Here is a 19552-nt window from a genome sequence, read left to right on the forward strand (position 1 = left end):
TTTCTACTTACCCCACCCGTAACACCGCAACCGGCACTTGTGTGAACACGTTCTTCACCGGGATTTTAGTACCTTCGCCGGTTCCGCCCGATATAATATTGCTCCAGTTAGTGCTTATCGTCGCAGGCAATACAACACTTGTATCCTGCCAGTCAACGCCCAGTATATCGGCTCTCTGCTCCTGACAAATTTGAGCCGAATGTAAGGGAACCACCACAATATAGCAGACTTTATTGTACTGACGGGCAAATGCCAGAATATGGTCTCGGTATGCCCCCTCAACAGCCAGCGGAATATAATCGCCCTGCAAAAAAAGGGAAGCCGTTTGCTGGCGTTCCTGAAGCAGTTTATGTGTCAGCCAGAATTTAATACGACCATCGAACCGGTGCTGCCAGAGATCGGGCCAGACCGATTGATCATTCGACTGCTGGCGTGCGCTCAGATTTGTCAGCCACTGCTGTCGTTGTCCAAAATCGACCGGACGCCGGTTATCGGGATCAACCATGCTTAACTCCCACCCTTCGGCCCCCTGATAAATGTCGGGAACGCCAGGACACATAAACTTTAAAACAAGCTGGGCCAATGAATTTACGATGCCAAAATCGGCAATCCGCTGATGGAAAGCATCAAAACGGCGCCAAAATGGACGGTTCGAGTCGAACAACGTCTCGATAAATTGACGAACCCCTTCTTCATATTCATCGTCGACGACCCAGCCAACGGCATGGCGTTTCGATTCCTGAAGTGCTTTTTTTACATAATCCTGAAACCGTTCGGCAAAATTATCGTCGGGCTGACCGGGCATGGGATACGCGCCGAGCAAATTCTGATAGATTAAATACTCGTCGTTTGCATCAGGCACAAGATCGCCCGATTCACCTACCTGCTTCAACGACGCATTCGTCTGTTTCCAGGCCTGCACTTCGGTCAGCCATTCGTTAGCCAGATCGGTGAGCACATTGAGCCGCGCCCGAACATCTTCTCCGCGTTTGGTATCATGCGTTGAGGTAGCATTTTGGGCCAGTGGCCAGTTTTGCTGACGAAGCTGCATAGCCTCATGAAAGGTTTTCAGCGATATGCCAAATCGCTCCGGCGAATCGCCAACCTCATTATGCCCAACAAAACGGTTGTAGGTGTATAGCAACGTATCTTCTACCCCTTTTGCCATAAGCGGGCCCGAAAACTGCATCAGTCGTTTGTAGAAATGCATCGCCCGATTTGTGTACGACGCATCGCCTTCCAGCGGTTTCGTCAACAGCGCATTCTCTAATAACGAAAGGGCCGAATTTAATTCAGGGCGATTTTCGCGAATACTATCGAGCAAACTACGAATCGCTTCGGTTTCGTCGGCATCTAATGGAAGCGTATTGCCATAGTACCGATAAACCGGACAGGCAACCAGTAGTTCGGCAATAGCCAGTTTCAGTTCGCCAGCCGTCAGCTCGGCCAAAGCGGTTTCGTCGGCCAGATTCAAATCGAGAAAATACTGATTCAAATTGTTCAGTTCGCCCCCCATAAACTGCGATAGGTAGAACGACTTTCGATAGCGAATTCGATCGGGCAATGCCATATCGCTACCAACCAGTGTATGATAATAATCATGAAAAGCCGTTTCGCTGCGCTGGTCGGTCAGTACATTATTGACAAGTGCCAGAAAATCGTAGCCCGATGTTCCCTGGATTGGCCATTTGGGCAGCGGTTCCGTAGCCTGCAAAATCTTCTCAACAACAATATATGTCTCATTGCCAGCCAGTTGGCGTAATCGTTCGAGATAGCGGGTCGGATCGAATAAACCGTCGACATGATCGACACGAAGTCCCTGAACAACGTCGGTTTCGAGTAATTTTTTAAGCAACGAGTGCGTATATAAAAACACCGACTCATCGTCCATATTCAGGCAGATCAGCGTATTGACGGTAAAAAACCGCCGATAACTCATTTCCTGCCGAGTTTCGGGCTCTGGGCAAAACCGATAATTTTGCTCACTGGCAAGTTGCGCCAACAAAGTCAGATCGTTGTTTACCGTATCGATGCATTTCTGAATATAGTTTGCTGTCGATTGCGTATGCTGCAAAGCTGCCAGTTGTTCACGAAGCTCATACCAGGCAAGGGCATAAGCTTCGGGTTCTTCGTTATGATGGAGTTGGTCGAGTTGAAGTAAAAACTGCTGAATATCGTTGGTAGCAACCTCATCACTAGCCTTCAACACCGTAGCGTAGCTACCTGGTTTTAACGGAAATTTATTCCAGTTTGCTTCCAGTATGAACCGCATCTGCTCGTAGCAGAGTTTTATTTCTCCGTTTTTGAGCGCCCCATCCAATGGTCGGGTAATGACGGGAGCCTGAATTCGGCCATGAAAAAAAGCACTGATGAGAGCGGTATCGAAAAAGTTGGCATAGCGCGACAATGGCCCTTTTTCCAGCATATCCATCAACCATTCGTTGCTGGAGTGATAGGCCATATGGTTGGGCACAATATCCTGAAGCCAGCCTATACCGGCCTCTCTCAATTGCTGCCGGATAGCCAGAAACTGTTCTTCAGTCCCGATTTCCGGATTCAGTTGGGTAGGGTCGGTGTCGTCGTAGCCATGAAGACTTCCGGGAACAGCCGCAAAAACCGGCGAGGCATATATGGTTGATATACCCAGTGCCTTGAAATAGGAAATGAGTTCGTTCAACCGGCTAAAATCGAACTCTTTATTAAACTGAATACGATATGTGGAAACTGGATTATACATGCGAGCTTTTATAGATCAGAATGGATTCGGCCTGAACAAATACTGAGGCATCGCCCGCTACCAGCGACGGGGCCGCTACGGGGCCAAGCCATTGCGGATCGGCAGAATCCAGTAGTTTTTGCCAGGGTTCTCGGCTGGCAGGCAGCGTTAGCAACTGCGGTTGTGTCGAAAAGTTCATCAGGCATACAATCGGTACTTCGTCGGCAATCTGTTGAGGCCGTTGGCGCAACAGTTGAAGTGTTTGCTGGGTTTCGTCCATAATAACCGCAACCGTTTCGCGGTTTGGATGACGCAACGGCGAATGTTTCCGTAAAGCCAGCAGCGCCTGATAATAGCGAAAGAGCGTTTGGTGCGGCTCCTTCGTCAGCAAATCCCACTGGAGTTTCGATTTCTGAAACGTTTGCTCATCCTGCGGATCGGGAGCCTCATCGGTAGTATGAAATGCCGCAAATTCCCGCTTACGTCCTTCCCGAACGGCTTCAATCAGCGCCATGTCGGAATGGCTCACAAAATACAGGAATGGATTGAGCTCTCCCCACTCTTCGCCCATAAACAACATCGGCAGATATGGACTACTCATGACGGCTCCGGCCATCAGTTTCTGCATCGAAAAACTAACCAGCTCAGCCGGGCGCTCGCCCAGCATTCGGTTACCGATCTGATCGTGATTCTGCGAAAAAACGATAAACTGCCGACCGGGGTGATCGGCCGTCGATTTTCCGACAACTTTAGCGCGCCGGGGCATGTAGGCTCCATCGTAGACATAGGCATCGCGATAGGCTTTAGCCAGGTGACGGATACCATCATAATCGGCATAATAACCGCTACGTTCTCCGCCAGCCGTAACGCGAAGAGCGTGATGAAACTCATCGTTCCATTGGGCATCCATGCCATAGCCATCGGCAGCAATTGGCCGAATGAAACGTGGTTCGTTCAGATCCGATTCAATAATCAGATAATGCTGCCGACCTGTTTGCGTCATGAGCAGGTTCGTATACTGCTTAAACTCGCGCAGAATATGCAAATCGCTGTTATCGTGGATAGCATGGGCGGCATCGAGCCGCAGCGCATCGATATGAAAATCGCGGAACCACATCAACAGATTTTCGATAAAATACCGCCGAACGCTATCGCTATAATTATCGTCGAAGTTGATGGCCTGTCCCCAGGGCGTCTGGTATTTGCTGGTGAAATACGGTCCAAAATCCGTAAAATAATTCCCTTCGGGTCCCATGTGATTATAGACCACATCGAGCACAACGGCCAATCCTTTCCGATGGCAGGCATCCACTAATTTCTGCAACCCAGCCGCCCCTCCATAGGATTTCTGCACCGCATACGGACAAACACCATCGTAACCCCAGTTTCGGCTACCCGGAAACTGAGCCACCGGCATAATTTCGATCGCATTAATACCCAGTTCGACCAAATAATCCAGTTTGGTTTCGATGCCGGCAAAAGTACCTTCGGGTGTAAACGTGCCTGTATGAAGCTCATAGATGAGATAATCTTCCAGTGGTACGTTTTTCCATTCGGCATCAGTCCATACAAAAGCCGTTGTATCAACAGCCTGCGATGGACCATGAACTCCCTCTGGCTGGGCCAGCGATGCCGGATCGGGCCGTTCAACTTTGCCGTTCAGCACAAAAGTGTATCGATCGTCGGGTTTGAGCAGATCTGTTGTTGTTTTCCAGTAACTACCTTCGTTCTGAAGCGGTATGATCTGATTCAGGCCAAAGTGATGAAGGGCTACATTTTCGACCAGGGGCGCCCAGACCCGTACGCAGGCTCCCGCATCGGAGAACGTTACGCCCAGCGTTCGTTGACTTGTAAATAATTCGTTCATACGTTGAGAATGGTGAACTAGTCCCGAAGAAATTAACATCCTATGGGGCTAATGTGTTGGCTTCGAAGGCGAAAAAAACGTGTTCGGGCCTAACTTTATCGCTACCAGAACACAATTATTACAGAAAAAGAGACAGGGTTTTCGCAAAAAGCCATGCCAGCATACGACGCGTCGTGGTTAGGTTGCGCGCTATGAGAGAGATCCTTCAGGACTAAATTTCCACTTCAACCGTAGTGCCCTCGTCGGCAAATACCCGAAAGGTTCCACCCAGTTCTTCGGCACGGGTTTTCATGTTCTGGAGTCCATAATGCTGCTCCGAAACGGCTCCGTTTGCCCAGGTAAACCCTTTACCGTTGTCATGAACGCGCAGCTTGATGCGGCCGCCTGCACTAACCTGCATACCAACCATGGCGCGGGTAGCACCGGCATGCTTGATCACATTATTAAGCGCTTCCTGTACGATTCGGAATAAGTTCAGCACCTGCGTCGAGGTTAGTCGTTGGCCTGGTGCTCCGGTAACCAGCACATCGACATGCAGGCCATCGGTTTCCTGAACGTATCGGTTGATATACTGATTAAGCCGATCCGAAAATTCTTCGACCGTAAAACTTTCCTGATGAATGGCCCAGATCGTTTCGCGCAGGAGTTTCACGGCTTCGCGCGTGTAGCTGACGATGGTCCGCAACTGATCGGACCACTGGCGCCCATTGAGTTTAGGCTGCTTTTCAACCTGATCGCTGATGTGTGTCAGGTTAGTAACAACAAAAGCCAGATGGGCACCCACATTGTCGTGGAGATCGCGGGCAATACGCTCTTTTTCGAGCAGCAGACTATTTTTTACGGCCAGTGTTTGTACTTCGGCTTCGTAGGTCCGTTTTTGCTGAACAGTTCGTTCTTTTATCAATCGTTCGGTCTGGTCACGATCCATTTTGTAGCGATAGGCCAGCCCAAAGGTCAGCACCAGCACTTCCAGGAGAGCGGCCAGCGCATAATAAACAAAATTTGCAACGGGCACATAAGTAGGCATCACCCCGAAATTGGCAAGTACCTGTCCCAAATTCAGCGCATAGAATGGGATAACCGCTACCAGATACAGCCAGGCTTCTTTCCGGTGGTAGTTCCGAATAATACTGATAACTATATACGCAACAATAACCGGCATGGGCAACCAGTAAATTACGGAGAAGATGCGAATCAGAACTAGTTCCGTTGCAGACGAAAACGATGTAAACCGCTCCACAACCAGCGTTGAGAGACAGGCAAGTCCGCTCCACAATACAACGGTTCCGATTGTATGCCATCGATGCGAAGGGGTGCGCCGTAAGGTCAAGAAGGTGCGTACAAACGTTAGCTGCGAATAAAATAAAATCAATGGAAACAGGAAATAAACGTTCTGCCGGGGCAACCAGAATTGCGCATCGAACGCAAACTGATTTAGAAACCCATCGTTGATTACAAAAAAACCAATGAGCCCCAGCAGACAAAAAATGTATTTTGAGTAGACCCGGTCGAGCGTTATCAGAAAAAAAATCAGGCTCATGACCGATACAAATGCCAGCGTAAACAGCACCCCGCCCCAGAACAGATAATTCCTTTGCGACATGGCTTCGTAAGCCGATTCACGAACCAGGCTGATGGGTACAATTTGTGTTCCACGTCGTTTGACTATTCGCACGTAAGCCGTTACCAGTTGCTTTTGCGGTATTGTGAACGGAAACCAATAGTATCGATGATGGCGAAGACGCTCAGCAACTGGCGTTTTCCAGCCGATAACGGGCGATGTTGAAATAATTCGATGCTGACTATCGACAACAAAAAGCTGAATTTCATCAAAGCACCAAAAGTCGACTTCGACTAACCAGTTCTGCGGCAGCGCTGATGGGTTCTGGACACGCAACCGCAACCAGACGGGTTTAGCCACCTGGACACCCGTAACAAAGCCAAAATTAGGCACCGGCGTTACAACCGGTTGAAAAGCGTCGGTGTTTGTTAGCTGTAGAATATCCGTAATGAGCCGAGTACCCAGCGAGTCCCGAAAATAGGCGAGTTTTTCCCGTAAATGTATTTGCTCATCTCCCTCTGGCAAGACCTCTACTGGCTGGCGGCTCAAGGGTTGCCCGACAAGCCGGACAGTGGCCAAACAACAGGTCAACATTAAGAAGATCAGACGTATACAATGAAGCATCAGTGGTCAGGAATTACCACTAATGTAGGGATTTATTTAAGAATTTGAGACATACTGAAACGATAGACGTAGCAAGCCATTTCCCCGAAAATCGCTACTAACCAGTGCTTTCAGCATCTTTTTACCTAGTTAACGGTATCAACAGTGGATTGGGCATAGCAGCCTTGCAGCTTACTCAACAATCATTTTTTCGGTCTGTCGATTAACCCCATCCGTTACAATTACCAGATAAAGTCCCTTAGCCAGCAATGTTCCATCGACGGTTACGGTATTGAGACCTTTTTTCAGGGGGTAGGTATGCTGACGAATAGGCTGACCCGTTGCAGTTGTAATGCTAATCGTTATTAGTTGCTCGATCGGATTGTTGATGGTCAGTTGGGCTGCTCCATGCACAGGATTTGGTACTAGCTGAGTCAGCAAAGCCGTTGGGTCGATGCGGGCCGACCGAATTTTAGAATAAGTCACACTGCCGTCCCGATCAACCATTTTCAGTCGATAGTATACCGATACACCAACAGGCGCAGTATTGTCCAGATAGCTATAAGTACCAGTCGGTTCGTTGATTGTGCTGGCCGACACCCAGGCCAGATCAGCGAATTCGCGGGCATCGGAAGATCGTTGTAACTGATAGCCCGAAAATTCGTTTTCGGCAGTCGATTTCCAGTCCAGCCGCACGGCTTGCGGCAATGCTTTCGCATCAAATGAAACCAGCGTTACGGGTAAAGCGGCTCCCTGTACCCAAATACCGAAACTATGGGCTGGTACTGTTACGCGCAGTACACCAGCACTCGACACGATGGGTGCTGGTGTCGATGTCGTACCGGCAACGTTAGAAAAAGGCACCCCGATTGCTACACCATTACGCTGTATAACCGGTATTTCGACATCCATAGCCTGATCGCCGTAATTGATTACGTTCAACACTTCTTTACCACCCACACTCCCGGTAGCATTGTTCTGATAAATCAGCGAGCGTTTATAACAACCACTGAAATAGTTAATGGCAGGCCCACCAAACTTATTGAGGTAATCGATGCCCGTTGACCCGTTGATGTATGTTTTCAGAACACCAATAAGTTGATCGATTTCGGTCTTTAATCCGCCCTGCGACCAGGCAGGAAAATAACTATACGATTGCGGTACGCAGGACGAACCATTCCAGGTAATGACGCTGGACGGGTAACCGTAATAATCGGGCCAGAAGATGGTAGGCACTCCTAACTGATTATTGGTAAGCATATAGGCATAGCTATTGAGTGCATCGGCCCGGTCGTGTACCAACGCATCGCCGTAGGTAGGATCAGAACTCCGAAAATCGTGGTTGTTGAGCATTGTAACTACATTATTACCGCTAAAACCACTTCCATCATGCAGACTCCCCGTAAAAATATTACGAACATCCCACGACCCGGAGTCGTTACAATCCGACGAAGTACTAACGCCGTTGCCGCCATCGCTGGCCTTCTTAAGCTGATCGCGCAGGTTAAAATCAAACACTTTAGGGTTCAGCCCACTGGCTCCGCAGCTACTCAGTTTGCTATATACTTCATTGAGCCAGTTGCCCTGCAAACCAGGGTCCTGCCCATACCATTCGCCCACAATCAGGCTCGGATCTTTACCGGCTGCGTGCATGGCGCATAACATATCGCCAACAAACGACGACGGAAAGTGCTTGATCGCATCCATCCGCAGGCCGCGAATGCCAACCTGATCCCAACTCCAGATTGTCCAGTCGATGAGTTTTTGTTTGGTATCAGGATTCTGATGGTCATAATCGTAGAAATAATCCATGCTTTGCTGGCTATAGGCAGGCCCCAGACAGGTAGCATTAACATCGGCCGCCGGATCGCCCAGCCAGTTAGGCCGGAAATTACTACCGTTCATGCAAGGCTCGCCACCAGGCAGGTTACAGAAATTCGTAAACGTTTGCGCCCGAAGTTTATAATTTGAATTGAAACCGCTCGCAGCAAACACATTAGTATAATCGGCCAGATCGCGGGCCGAGCCATTGCCCGATGATCCCAGCGGGTCATACCAGATTTTCCAGGGACGATGATTCGAATAGGACGTAATATCGCCCGGATTGATGTTGATCATCTGAATAAACAGCGTATCGGTCGCATTAAAATCGGCCGTGTTTAGCGATACCTGAAACTCATCCGAATCGCCGTTGTTGTCGATCGTTACCTGGTAATTTGTTCCTAACTGAATAGCATAGGCAGCACTCTGCTCCGGAGCGACAACAGTAGCGGCATTAACCGGCGACCAGCGAGAACCCCCAATTTTATTGGTTGTTACATACAGCATATACTGGCTTCCGGCATAAGTATTGGTTCGGGAACTGATGTTGATATAATAATTTCCGGTGCCATTTCCGCTCGAACCGCCAATGGGCAAAATCATCCGGTAACGATCCGACGGATACGAATACTGGTAACACCCCTGATTGCTGGTATTTCCGGCATGATTGATGATATAGTCCAGTACTGGATCGTTGTTTTCGGCCGAGCCACCATCACGGTGATTGTACACCATATCGCCCACCACCTGCATTCCGGCACTGCTGAAAGTCGAGACCATATTCACTATAGTCTGTTTCGTTCCTAGAGCCGTCAGGGTACTGTTTGTTCCGATATATAAATCTTTAGGATCATACCCTCCACTGTTAGGCCCATTACCCTGAAACGGCGGAGTCCAGATATGCGTAAACCCCGACGTGGCCAGTTGCGACGCTTTTGCAGCCATTGTATCGGCCCAGGCGGCTCCGCATTGTGCTTTAGGAATATCGTAATAAAACCCCTGCATCAGCACCTGCTGTGCAACTGCCGATGCGATCAGCGTTGAGTAAACGATCAGTATGGCACTAAATTTAAGGACAATTTTCATGGTATTGGTGGGTCATAATCAGGTAAAAAAACAGGACAGATAACGAATGAATTATCAACAGTTTCCGGCGGTGTTACCAGCACATGCATGATCCCTGCTTAGGTTAGCACAGGCAGTAGAAAAGCTAACAGATGACACTAAAAATCAAAATTAGCCTATTTTTATATATAATATTTTATAAAATCAATAGAATTATAATCTGACCTACCCGTATAAAAAGAAACGGCTGACAAAGGTGCCAGCCGTTTCTTTTTCGTGAACTGAAAACGTATTTCGTCAATCGCCTTTAGTTCTGCATGATCTATAACGAATAGTTTCCATTGTACTTTCGCTTCACAAACTGATTGGCATAATCGAAATTGGTAATCTTCATATTGTCGCCATCCCAGAAGAGCTTCTTGCGGCCGATAAATTTATCATTTTCCCGGGCCAGATACGACCGCGTCGCCAGATTCCCCATCAATACGGTTTCGGTCAGTGGCCCTGCTTCGTCGAATGACGATGATGTATAAGCACCATAGCCCTGTTTGCAGGCTTTCACCCATTGCTGCTGATGCCCTTCGGTTTTTCCCTCGACCAGTGGTTTTTGGGGCGCAGGCAGGTCTTTGTCCGAAAATTTGCTGGTAGGAAACAGTTTGGGATTATTGCCAAATAAGCCGCCCGCCAGCATACCTTTGGTTCCAATAAACAGCATTCCTCCGTCTATCTCACTAAACATATCGTTGTAGTCGACGCCCTCGGGCACCTGAGGCCGAATTCCACCATCGAACCACGAAAGCTTAATTTCTTTTACTTTCTTATCATTAGACGGGAAAGTCAGATGGATTGCCGACGAAGGCGGACATACGTCGTCGTAGAAGGCTTCCACAAAAAAGTCGGAATAAACCGAGCCAACGCTACATTCGACCGAGGTAGGGTATTTTAGTTTTAAAGCCCGAAACGGCACATCCATGAAGTGGCACCCCATATCGCCAAGCGCCCCGGTACCGAAATCCCAATAGCCCCGCCAGCGCGTAGGCATATATGCTTCGTGATAGTCCCGATAGGGAGCGGTGCCGAGCCAGAGTGGCCAGTTTACCTCCGGCGGAACCGGTTGCGACTCGCCCTTATCTTTTGGTGATTTTACACCCTGTGGCCATACCGGCCGATTGGTCCAGCAATAAACCGTATGAACATGACCAATCACATTTGTCTGAATAGCCGTTTCTATAATACGTGTTGCATCGCCTGAACTACCCTGATTGCCCATTTGCGTAACCACTTTATACTTCCGGGCCGCTTCGGTTAGCATCCGGGCTTCATAAATATCGTGCGTAAGTGGTTTTTCGACATACACGTGCTTGCCAAGTTGCATGGCTGCCATTGCAATAGGGGCATGCATATGATCGGGCGTGCTGACAATTACGGCATCGAAGGTTTTACCAACCTTATCAAACATTTCGCGGTAGTCCTGAAAATAAGGAGCGCTGGGAAACTTGGCACGGAATTTTTTAGCCTGACGATCATCGACATCGCATAACGCCACCATATTGTCGGTGCCATTATTGTAAGCGAGCCGAATGTTGACATCGGCTTTCCCTCCGCATCCAACGGCAGCAATATTGAGCTTATCGGATGGGGCAATGAAGCCTTTACCACCTAACACATGGCGAGGAACAATCAGGAAACTGGTGGTTGCCAGTACTCCGCCTTGCAGAAATTTCCGGCGGGAAACGGTCTGATTAGAAGACATTGATACTAGATATTGGTCGTTGACAGCCTAAACTACACTATAAAAAGTATAACTTCCAATATCTAATATCTAATTGCCATGAAAATTTAGGCCATAACCTGCCCCATTTTCATGGCAATGCCCATGTCGCCTTTTACCTTGAGCTTACCGGTCATAAAAGCCATCATTGGATTTAGTTCGCCGGTACCCATCTTTACCAGATTGTCGACACTGACATGCAGGTCGCAATCGGCGGGTTTATCGTCGTTAGAAACTATTACCGGCGATTGGGTAGCATCAATGTAAACAACACCCTGATCGGTAACGAGCTTAGCCGTTGCATTAAGACTATCGGCATGGGTTGCTTTGGTTCTTATCTGATCGGTCAATTCCTGTAGATTCATAGTTAAATTAGGTTTCATGGATTGATTATGAAACTATGCCGCGAAAATAAGGTTTTTAGGGTGGTTAGGCCTTTTATTTCGAAATCAATCCCAAAAAAACTGAACCGTCAGTTTATTCTTTCCCAGTAATGCGTTCTCAATTTCTCACCGTACTCTGTATTCTTTCGTTCCTCAGTTGTGCCTGGGGCTTATTTGACGCCGTTATTTCATTTGTTCAGACAAATGCGGTAGCCGAAACGTCGTATGTCAAACGACGGTATACGCCCGAGGAACAAAAAAATAAGCCCAAACAATACTTCGAAGACCGGGCAGCAACGGGCGATCAACCCATGCCGGGCGACCCGGACGAAATTCGTCGGTTATCGGTCGCTCAGTTTATTTATTCGCTCCTTACGCTCATTGGAGCTATTCTGATGTTTCGCTTACAACGAATTGGTTTCTGGATTTATGTTGCCGGTGTAGCCGCTGGAATCATTTTACCAGTGGCTCTGTCGGGTTTCGGTGCCCTTAATACGTCGTTCGGGGTATTTTTCAGCGTTTTGTTTGCCGGACTCTACTGGACAAATCTGAAAGAAATGCATTAGTTCCTTATGCGCTGGTTATAGCGTTAACCCATACGATGCCAAAGCTTGCTGCGTACTATCGATGCTGGTATGATGCAGGCAGTGCATGCCCACCGTTCGGGCAATCTGCACAAACATATACCGGTCATCGATGTAAATAACCTGCTCTGGCTCGACCTGGGCCACATCGAGTGCTAACTGAAAAATATCGACATCGGGTTTGCGCAGATGCACATAGCACGACGAAACAAAAGCATCGATAAACGTATCCAATCCAAACTGACGAATTCGATAGGAGTTAATTTCACGGCCTTCATTATTAACCGCAATTAGCTTTAAGCCATAGGTCTGCTTCAACTGACTGATCAATTGAATCATATCAGCATATGGCTGCGACTGCTCCATAATGAACCGCGTAAATTCCAGTGGAGAGTAGGAGCGTTTTTCGTAGAATACAATGCGTTTCAGATAGTCATCGAGGCTTAATTTGCCCGCTTCGTAGGTATCGAACGTCAGGTGATGCCGTTCATTAAGCTGTTCGTAATCCAGGTTAAAGAGTTCAGCCGCGCGTCGGCGGGCATTCCGGTCCCAGCCATTGGTTAGTAATACGCCACCTATATCTAAAAACAGTGCTTTAATGGGTTGGAGTGAAGTCATGATCCGATTGTATGAGCTGCAATTTAAGGTAGAATCATGATAGCTGTTGCTGCGTATTGGCCGTCAGGCTTCTTAAGGTGGTTTGCTCATAGACAGATAGATTCGCATCGCGAACACGCTCCATAATGGGCCGAATCGTACACGTATCCTCATCATCGCAGTCGTCGCAACGGACATAAAAATTCAATGACACACAAGGAGTTGGTGCAATGGGGCCATCAATAATCCGGATCACCTGCGCCAGATTGACCCGATCGGGTTCAATTCGTAATAAATAGCCTCCGCCTTTTCCTTTCTGGCTTTGAAGAATGCCATGATTACGAAGTTCAAGCAAGATAGCTTCCAGAAACTTTTTAGGTATGTTCTCCTGCGACGATATATAAGAAATCAGAACAGGGCCATTGCCAAATTGCTCGGTCAGCACTTTTAAGGCTTTAATCGCATACTTCGCTTTTTTAGAAATCATTATTACTTCTCTGTGAATGGTTTCACTCTAGGTTATTGTAAATAAAGCACTTTGCTTATATTTTTCACTTAAAATATCATTAATAAGCAGATTTTCTTCAATTACTTGCCATTTTATTTATACAAACCCTACCTACGGTTACTATTAAATAGAATATCAAATCTATAGAAATAGTTATATTTAATAGCAACTATATAACTCCGAGTGGCAATATATACAAACTTAGAGGAAAGTACAAAAGTAAGAACGTGTTGGGGAATTTTATTTGGTGAAGCAGTCAAAGGCGTTGTAGCATGATCTGAATGTTTGCTAAATACAGCCAACTCACCGAAGAAGATAGCGTGTACTCGTAATCTTTGACGATGCGCCGGAAGAAATTCGTCCAGGCAATGCTCCGTTCAACGACCCATCGCTTGGCCACAGGCACAAAACCTTGGGTTGATTCGGGACGCGAAGCCTTCTCGAAATCGATGCTCCACTCGGTTAATGCCTGGGCAAAAGCTCCATTGTAAGCCTGATCGCCGTAAACCTTCTCCAGGCGTTCCCCAACTCGCCAAAGGATTGTCCCAATCAGAGAAATTGACGCCGGTCCTTCTGCTTCATTTGCCGCATGCACATCGACCACCCACAAGCGGCCGTCGGTATCCACGACGAACTCTCGTTTTCGCCCGTTGACGCGTTTATTGACGTCCATACCCCGGTGTTCGCAGATCATGGGATTTAACTTAACACTTTGTGCATCAATGCATAGAACAGATGGCTGAGCTTCCTTACCCACTCGTTTTCGGTCTGATTGATTCAAGGCTGCGTTGATTCGTTCGAAGGTGCCGTCCTGCTTCCAGCGGTCAAAGTAATAGTAAACCGCCTGCCAGTTAGGCCATTGCGGTGGCAGGTTCCGCCATTGACAACCGGTTCGCAGCAGCCACAGAATAACGTTGATGATCTGGCGCAATTCATGTTTTCGCTTGCGTTTGAGGTCAAAGAAAGGCGAAATTGCGTCCCATTGAGGGTCGGTCAGTGGTTGCCACTGTTTGGTCATCACTTTGCATTTTGGTCGATACAAAGTTGACACGACTCTCAACTCTTTTCAATTCCCCAACACGCTCTAAACGTTCTTAGCAGACACTCAGTAGGCTATTCATTCAACCAAAAAAAGCGATAGAATACAATCCATATCGCTTTTGCAAAATATGAAATGGCAAATAAGTGCTATTCAGCACAAGGCAGTGGGCAGTGAAAACCATTCATGCCTGCATCCGCAAAATTACCGGTGCAAGCATGAAGCGTAACCCCTTCGCCAGCATCCAATTGAGTATCTGTTCCAATAACCATTAAGCTAAGACTACCATCAGCGCCTTCCGTAAAATAGAATGGAGCTATTTGTTCTATTAAGCTAGGGCTTTCTACCAAATACAGGAATTAATGAGAACAGGGGTTTTGTTTAGATTAAAATCGATCTACTTCTTCCGGGGATTAATTAGAAACAAGCACAACAATTATTAATACTGTTTTGGCTAAGGCCTGCCAACAGTCTACCCATTTATCTATAAATCTTTTAATTTTTCAGCTACCGTTACTATTACCATTTTTGTCGGTATATTGAGGTAAAATTTTAGAATTTCTATTTTCAAATTTAAACCTGCGTTATAGACTATTCCAAAAGGACTTTCTTATAAAAATACCACCCATTCAGATCCAAGGTTTTTAGAGGAAAGATCTGCTTATTTCAATTAAGCAATAGCTGTGTTTTCAAATTTACTTACAAATATACCTAATGAAGCAAGCAAAGTGAATAAAATACTTGTCAATTGGGTTATATTCCAGTAGAGTTCAAAAGCCTCATCAGATGTATTTGGGCTAAAAACATACTCACTAAATAAGTAAGTAAACAAAGTTCCTGTAGCATAAATCAATATACCAGCACTTACCCAGAAAAAACCATAGAGGAATAAATTTTCTACTTTTAGTTCTTCAAGTAAATAGACAAAAAAGTATAGAACAGAAAAAATCAAATACACTCTAATTAAAGTATTGGTAATAGTCGATATTTCATCTTTTTTAAACGTAAAAATGCTCACAACAATAACAATCAAGAGTGCAACGAGTAGCCTTTTCTTAATAGACGAATTACGGATTACAGTAGCATATGTTATATAGACAATAATGGCCTGGATGCATGAAAATGCATTTTCCATCCCCAACGTATTGATACGATTTATTGCGCAATAAAGAAATAAGGATTCTTTAATAAAAGAAAGCAAAAAAAAGAAAGAAATTATCTTTAATTCCTGGCCCAGAAATTTATACCGATATACACTTATAAAAATTGGCAGCAACAAAAGAATATGCTGAATAAGGCTTAACGGATATCTCTGGGCCAGATAGAGGAATTTCTCCCACATTGCTGTTTATCTATTGATTTGATGCACACTGTCTGGGGCATGTCCATCCATCGCCCAGGGTGCCGCCATCATCATCCCCCGGCATATCTTTCAGGCCACGGCTATGGCTTTTCATGGCAATATCATGTCCATTAGCATCAACCGCGGTTAACAATACGCGAGGTTTCAGTTGGCCAACACCAGCCTGGGTAGGGTTGCCATCGGCGTCTTCCCAGCGTTTGGCCTGATGAATTCGTAGCCCAATACAACCGGGTTGAGCAAGAAGTTCTTTTACCTGATTGATTCCAAAATACTCGGAGCGCACATAATCGTCGGCCGATAGCCCAACGGCTAGTTTACGATCGCGGTAGGCACCGGTCATAGATTTAGCTTCGCTAGAGGAAAGGAAGCGGCCAGCATCTTCAGTGAAAATAGAAGCCATAAGTGTATTCTGTAGAAAATGGTTAACCTCCGAAAGCTATTATTTAACCTCGAACTTGTCAACGAATATAGAGTGAGCAGTATATTATACGGTCAGATTGAGCGCTAATCAAGTAGTTTTACGTAGTAAAGTACGGGCTTTTGCCTGCTTATTTTTTTATGGTTAAAACCAGGGTTTTTGCGCTTACAGAATAGCCATTGCGTGTCTACCTTTGTAATGTCGCTACTGGGCATCCAGAGCAACGTTATTTTCTCATCTCATAGGTTAGGTTAAAAAACACCTGTTAACATATTGATTAACAGGTGTTTTTATTTTCTCCAGCGAACCAATAATAAAACGAACACATACATGGTAAGGATACCGGAAATTCGCGCCGATGGTGTTATTCTTACCAAAAATAGGTTAGACTCAGCCGGGCAAAAAAGGGCGTACCGGGCGTAAAATGAATTTCGTCGACGGGAGCCGCTTCGCCTTTCAAACGACTCTCGGTATCGAATTGAGTTTCTTTCCAGCGGGTATTGAACAGGTTCTGTACCGACAGGCCCAGCATATAGGTGTGTCGGGTATAATTTACCTGCATATCTGTAACGAAATAGCCTTGGGCCACAACCGTGTTGTCTTCATTTGCCGGACGGTTGGCCATGTACCGATAACGCAGTGAACCACTTAGTCCATATTGCGTTTGCACCGATAAGCCTCCCGTCGATGTAAACACCGGGGCCAGAGGCAAATAATTTTGTCCGGCTTCGGCATCAAGTGAGCGAGGATGGGCCGTATTCAGGTCGACATCGGCAAATAAACTTTTCGTAAGTTGATACCGAATCGATAAATCGAGCCCCTCACGACGCGATCGACCACTGGGTTCAACTACGCCCTCGTCACCTACATACACAAACTCCTGCTCCATCCACAAATACCAGGCAGCCGCATTGATAAGCAGTTTTGGAAACGGCTTGAGAATGATTCCCAAATCGGAGCCGTAGGCACCGGGCAAAATTTCGCGGCCGTTTTGAGCCGTAACTACACGAGCGTCGTTGGAATGGAAGCCCTTGCCAGTATTCAGGTAGAGTTGAAGCCGAGGGCTAAACGTATAATAAAGGTTCAGTTTAGGCGATACAATAGCCTGAGTAACGTGTTTCGTCGTTATGGCGGGTATTGCCAGCACGTCTTCGTATTGAGAACGGAAGTAATCGACCCGTACACCAGCATTGATGCTGAAACGACCTGACACCTGAACGACTTCATCCGCATAAAGTGCTGCGTTTATTTCATTGACATTGCCATACTGGATTCGGTTCAGCGTTTCTACCCGGTTTCGCGTATGGGATAATTCGGTTCCGTGGGTCAGGTCCTGTCTATATTGCGCACCCAGCGTTGTTGTGAAGATAGTTTTGCCCAGATTGGTCTGGGTAGCATAACTGCCATTGTAGCCGAACAGATTCCGGTGCTCTTTCTGACGAATCTGATCGCCGTTGATACTATCGTTGAGAAAGAAGGTGAAGTTGGAATACAGCTCGAAATTGTAGTTACTATAGAAGAACTGGTTTTTGATGGTATGGTTTTTGGGCGTCACCGTTACCAGTTGCGCATTTATGTTCGTACGACTTGTTTCGCCCCCTTCGGTTGGGTCGATAGAGCCGAACCAGCCGATCTGCCCTGATTCGACGGCCCGGTCGGGTATCTGCCCCGAATGATTCCATTTGCTCCAGAAAGTTGATGCCGTTAGGGTTAAATTCGTATTTTCGGCAATATGGCTGTGGTATTTGCCCAGTACGTTTACTCGCTTAAAATGCTGCGGATTATCGAAGTATGAATTAGAATATGAGTACTCAGAAGCCAGATAGGCCGACTTATTTTTTGCCTTACCACGCTCGCCCAGCAAGTTGAGCCCGGCAACAGCCCGGTAGGTATCGAACTGCCCGGCTTCTACTTTCACAAACGACCGATCGAGGGCAGTCCGTATCCGAAAATTTGCCCAGCCTGCCGTGGCCAGATTGCCTTTATCGGTTGTATATGGCCCTTTTTTGAAATCGACGCCTTCTACCAGTTCTGGAATCACAAAATGCAGATCGGCATACCCCTGACCATGGGCATGAGAAACCATGTTAACCGGCATACCATCAACAGTTAGCCGAATGTCGGTGCCATGATCCAGATCAAATCCCCGCAGGAAAATCTGCTCGGCCTTACCGCCCCCGGCATGCTGGCCAATAAACAAGCCCGGCACTAGCCGAAGAATCTCCTGGGAGTTAGTAATGGGTCGCAGGCGAATATCTAATCCACTGATCAACTGCTGTTCATTGGCTTTCATCGCCGATACCGTTACGGCAGTAAGCGTTACGGGAGCCACCGTCAGCATGGTTTGAACATGAGTTGTCTGGTCATTCGTAATCCGAACTTCCTGCACGAGAGAAGCATACCCAACATGCGAAAACTCAACTTTGTAGGGCGACGCTACCAACCCATCGAACCGATAGCGACCCAGTTCATCGGTCAGAGTAGCTTTGCCCAGCCCAACCAGTTGCACCGTTACATTTCGCAAAGGCAAATGGGTGTTGCCATCGAATACGGTACCGATAAGCGTACCCAAATGTGCATAAGCCGTCTGGATGGTTAATAGAGAAAGGAGAAGTGCGGAACGTATATTCTTGCGTTTCATTTTCCGAAATAGGTGAATAAAGTTACCATTTTCGCCATAAATCGAGAAATTCATCGCAGTTAACGAAACGTAGACCTCCTATAGCGAGCTTTTTTGATGGTAGTTGTTGGCGTTGACCCACTCTAGCTTTCCGACTAAAATTGGTCATGAGCAATCGCCCATAACACCTGATTCGACCTGCAACTGATCGTTTTCTACCCGACGAAGCCGATTGGCCGTAAGTACCGAAATGGAAATGAGCGGACTGATACTTCCCAGCAGGAAAAAATGGCGAGCTTCACCGGAAGCAGCATCGTAAAGGCTGATTTGTTCAAACGAGAACCTCGTCGATCTGAAGGCGTAGGGCTATCTTCCGGCAAATGAGACTCTCCAAATTCATCAAACCTGTGGTCAAAGGGCGGAGGGTCATGAAAATTGGAGGGTCGGCCAGCGGGGCACGAACACAGTATAGTTAAAATAAAAGAAGGTCAGCAGAACAGGTAAGCTAACCCATTCTAGATCAGATGGTCATGCGAATTTAACGAATGCCAGCTTACGCCACTGTACACAAAATAGAAGAGAACCGCCAAAGTGCCCCAATCAGTAGTTGTGTGTTATGGGCTTTTAACCAGGTAG

Annotated in this window: 13 protein-coding genes; 1 reads left to right on the forward strand and 12 read right to left on the reverse strand. The window is 46.9% G+C overall.

The window, feature by feature from the left end:
• Window positions 1-7 precede the first annotated feature (7 nt).
• The 6 genes from treY to WBJ53_RS29560 all read right to left on the reverse strand — a co-directional run bounded on the left by treY (window position 8) and on the right by WBJ53_RS29560 (window position 11769).
• Entirely contained in the window at window positions 8-2737 is a 2730-nt protein-coding gene (gene treY, locus WBJ53_RS29535) for a malto-oligosyltrehalose synthase (RefSeq protein WP_338873054.1), read from the reverse strand.
• Complete coding sequence (gene treZ / locus WBJ53_RS29540) at window positions 2730-4583, reverse strand: malto-oligosyltrehalose trehalohydrolase (protein ID WP_338873056.1); 1854 nt, start codon at window positions 4581-4583, stop codon at window positions 2730-2732. Before treZ ends, treY begins: the two co-directional genes overlap by 8 nt.
• A 211-nt stretch (window positions 4584-4794) precedes the next feature.
• Window positions 4795-6693, reverse strand: coding sequence for a 7TM-DISM domain-containing protein (locus tag WBJ53_RS29545; protein WP_338873058.1), 1899 nt, complete (start codon window positions 6691-6693; stop codon window positions 4795-4797).
• A 246-nt stretch (window positions 6694-6939) separates the two neighbouring features.
• Window positions 6940-9654, reverse strand: coding sequence for an alpha-amylase family glycosyl hydrolase (locus WBJ53_RS29550; protein WP_338873060.1), 2715 nt, complete (start codon window positions 9652-9654; stop codon window positions 6940-6942).
• 301 nt (window positions 9655-9955) lie between these two features.
• On the reverse strand, window positions 9956-11386 hold the full coding sequence (locus WBJ53_RS29555) for a Gfo/Idh/MocA family oxidoreductase (protein WP_338873062.1): 1431 nt from the start codon (window positions 11384-11386) through the stop codon (window positions 9956-9958).
• An 86-nt stretch (window positions 11387-11472) separates the two neighbouring features.
• On the reverse strand, window positions 11473-11769 hold the full coding sequence (locus tag WBJ53_RS29560) for an SCP2 sterol-binding domain-containing protein (RefSeq protein ID WP_338873064.1): 297 nt from the start codon (window positions 11767-11769) through the stop codon (window positions 11473-11475).
• 128 nt (window positions 11770-11897) lie between these two features.
• Here WBJ53_RS29560 and WBJ53_RS29565 point away from each other — a divergent pair, with 128 nt between their 5' ends.
• Window positions 11898-12353 carry a hypothetical protein gene (locus tag WBJ53_RS29565; protein ID WP_338873066.1) on the forward strand — a complete coding sequence of 152 codons (456 nt, stop codon included), beginning with the start codon at window positions 11898-11900 and terminating at the stop codon, window positions 12351-12353.
• A 15-nt stretch (window positions 12354-12368) separates the two neighbouring features.
• Here the strand turns inward: WBJ53_RS29565 and WBJ53_RS29570 are convergent, their stop codons facing one another.
• The 6 genes from WBJ53_RS29570 to WBJ53_RS29595 all read right to left on the reverse strand — a co-directional run bounded on the left by WBJ53_RS29570 (window position 12369) and on the right by WBJ53_RS29595 (window position 18937).
• Window positions 12369-12989, reverse strand: a complete 621-nt coding sequence (locus tag WBJ53_RS29570) for an HAD family phosphatase (protein WP_338873068.1) — start codon at window positions 12987-12989, stop codon at window positions 12369-12371.
• Between the two features lie 34 nt (window positions 12990-13023).
• A complete protein-coding gene (locus WBJ53_RS29575; protein WP_338873070.1) occupies window positions 13024-13455 on the reverse strand; it encodes an Rrf2 family transcriptional regulator in 432 nt (143 codons plus the stop codon).
• 277 nt (window positions 13456-13732) lie between these two features.
• On the reverse strand, window positions 13733-14494 hold the full coding sequence (locus WBJ53_RS29580) for an IS5 family transposase (RefSeq protein WP_338868759.1): 762 nt from the start codon (window positions 14492-14494) through the stop codon (window positions 13733-13735).
• A 691-nt stretch (window positions 14495-15185) separates the two neighbouring features.
• Window positions 15186-15650: a hypothetical protein gene (locus WBJ53_RS29585; RefSeq protein ID WP_338873072.1), complete on the reverse strand. Its 465-nt coding sequence runs from the start codon at window positions 15648-15650 to the stop codon at window positions 15186-15188.
• A gap of 217 nt (window positions 15651-15867) precedes the next feature.
• Window positions 15868-16278 (reverse strand): hypothetical protein, encoded by a 411-nt coding sequence (locus tag WBJ53_RS29590; RefSeq protein WP_338873074.1) that lies wholly within the window; start codon window positions 16276-16278, stop codon window positions 15868-15870.
• A 388-nt stretch (window positions 16279-16666) separates the two neighbouring features.
• Window positions 16667-18937, reverse strand: coding sequence for a TonB-dependent receptor (locus tag WBJ53_RS29595; protein WP_338877250.1), 2271 nt, complete (start codon window positions 18935-18937; stop codon window positions 16667-16669).
• Window positions 18938-19552 lie beyond the last annotated feature (615 nt).

The organism is Spirosoma sp. SC4-14 (assembly GCF_037201965.1).
Classification (GTDB): Bacteria; Bacteroidota; Bacteroidia; order Cytophagales; family Spirosomataceae; genus Spirosoma.

Excerpts from the sequence above, each read along its gene's own strand:
- treY (WP_338873054.1), bottom strand. The coding sequence starts at position 2,737 with ATGTATAATCCAGTTTCCACATATCGTATTCAGTTTAATAAAGAGTTC.
- treZ (WP_338873056.1), bottom strand. The coding sequence starts at position 4,583 with ATGAACGAATTATTTACAAGTCAACGAACGCTGGGCGTAACGTTCTCC.
- WBJ53_RS29550 (WP_338873060.1), bottom strand. The coding sequence starts at position 9,654 with ATGAAAATTGTCCTTAAATTTAGTGCCATACTGATCGTTTACTCAACG.
- WBJ53_RS29555 (WP_338873062.1), bottom strand. The coding sequence starts at position 11,386 with ATGTCTTCTAATCAGACCGTTTCCCGCCGGAAATTTCTGCAAGGCGGA.
- WBJ53_RS29560 (WP_338873064.1), bottom strand. The coding sequence starts at position 11,769 with ATGAATCTACAGGAATTGACCGATCAGATAAGAACCAAAGCAACCCAT.
- WBJ53_RS29565 (WP_338873066.1), top strand. The coding sequence starts at position 11,898 with ATGCGTTCTCAATTTCTCACCGTACTCTGTATTCTTTCGTTCCTCAGT.
- WBJ53_RS29570 (WP_338873068.1), bottom strand. The coding sequence starts at position 12,989 with ATGACTTCACTCCAACCCATTAAAGCACTGTTTTTAGATATAGGTGGC.
- WBJ53_RS29575 (WP_338873070.1), bottom strand. The coding sequence starts at position 13,455 with ATGATTTCTAAAAAAGCGAAGTATGCGATTAAAGCCTTAAAAGTGCTG.
- WBJ53_RS29580 (WP_338868759.1), bottom strand. The coding sequence starts at position 14,494 with ATGACCAAACAGTGGCAACCACTGACCGACCCTCAATGGGACGCAATT.
- WBJ53_RS29585 (WP_338873072.1), bottom strand. The coding sequence starts at position 15,650 with ATGGAAAATGCATTTTCATGCATCCAGGCCATTATTGTCTATATAACA.
- WBJ53_RS29590 (WP_338873074.1), bottom strand. The coding sequence starts at position 16,278 with ATGGCTTCTATTTTCACTGAAGATGCTGGCCGCTTCCTTTCCTCTAGC.
- WBJ53_RS29595 (WP_338877250.1), bottom strand. The coding sequence starts at position 18,937 with ATGAAACGCAAGAATATACGTTCCGCACTTCTCCTTTCTCTATTAACC.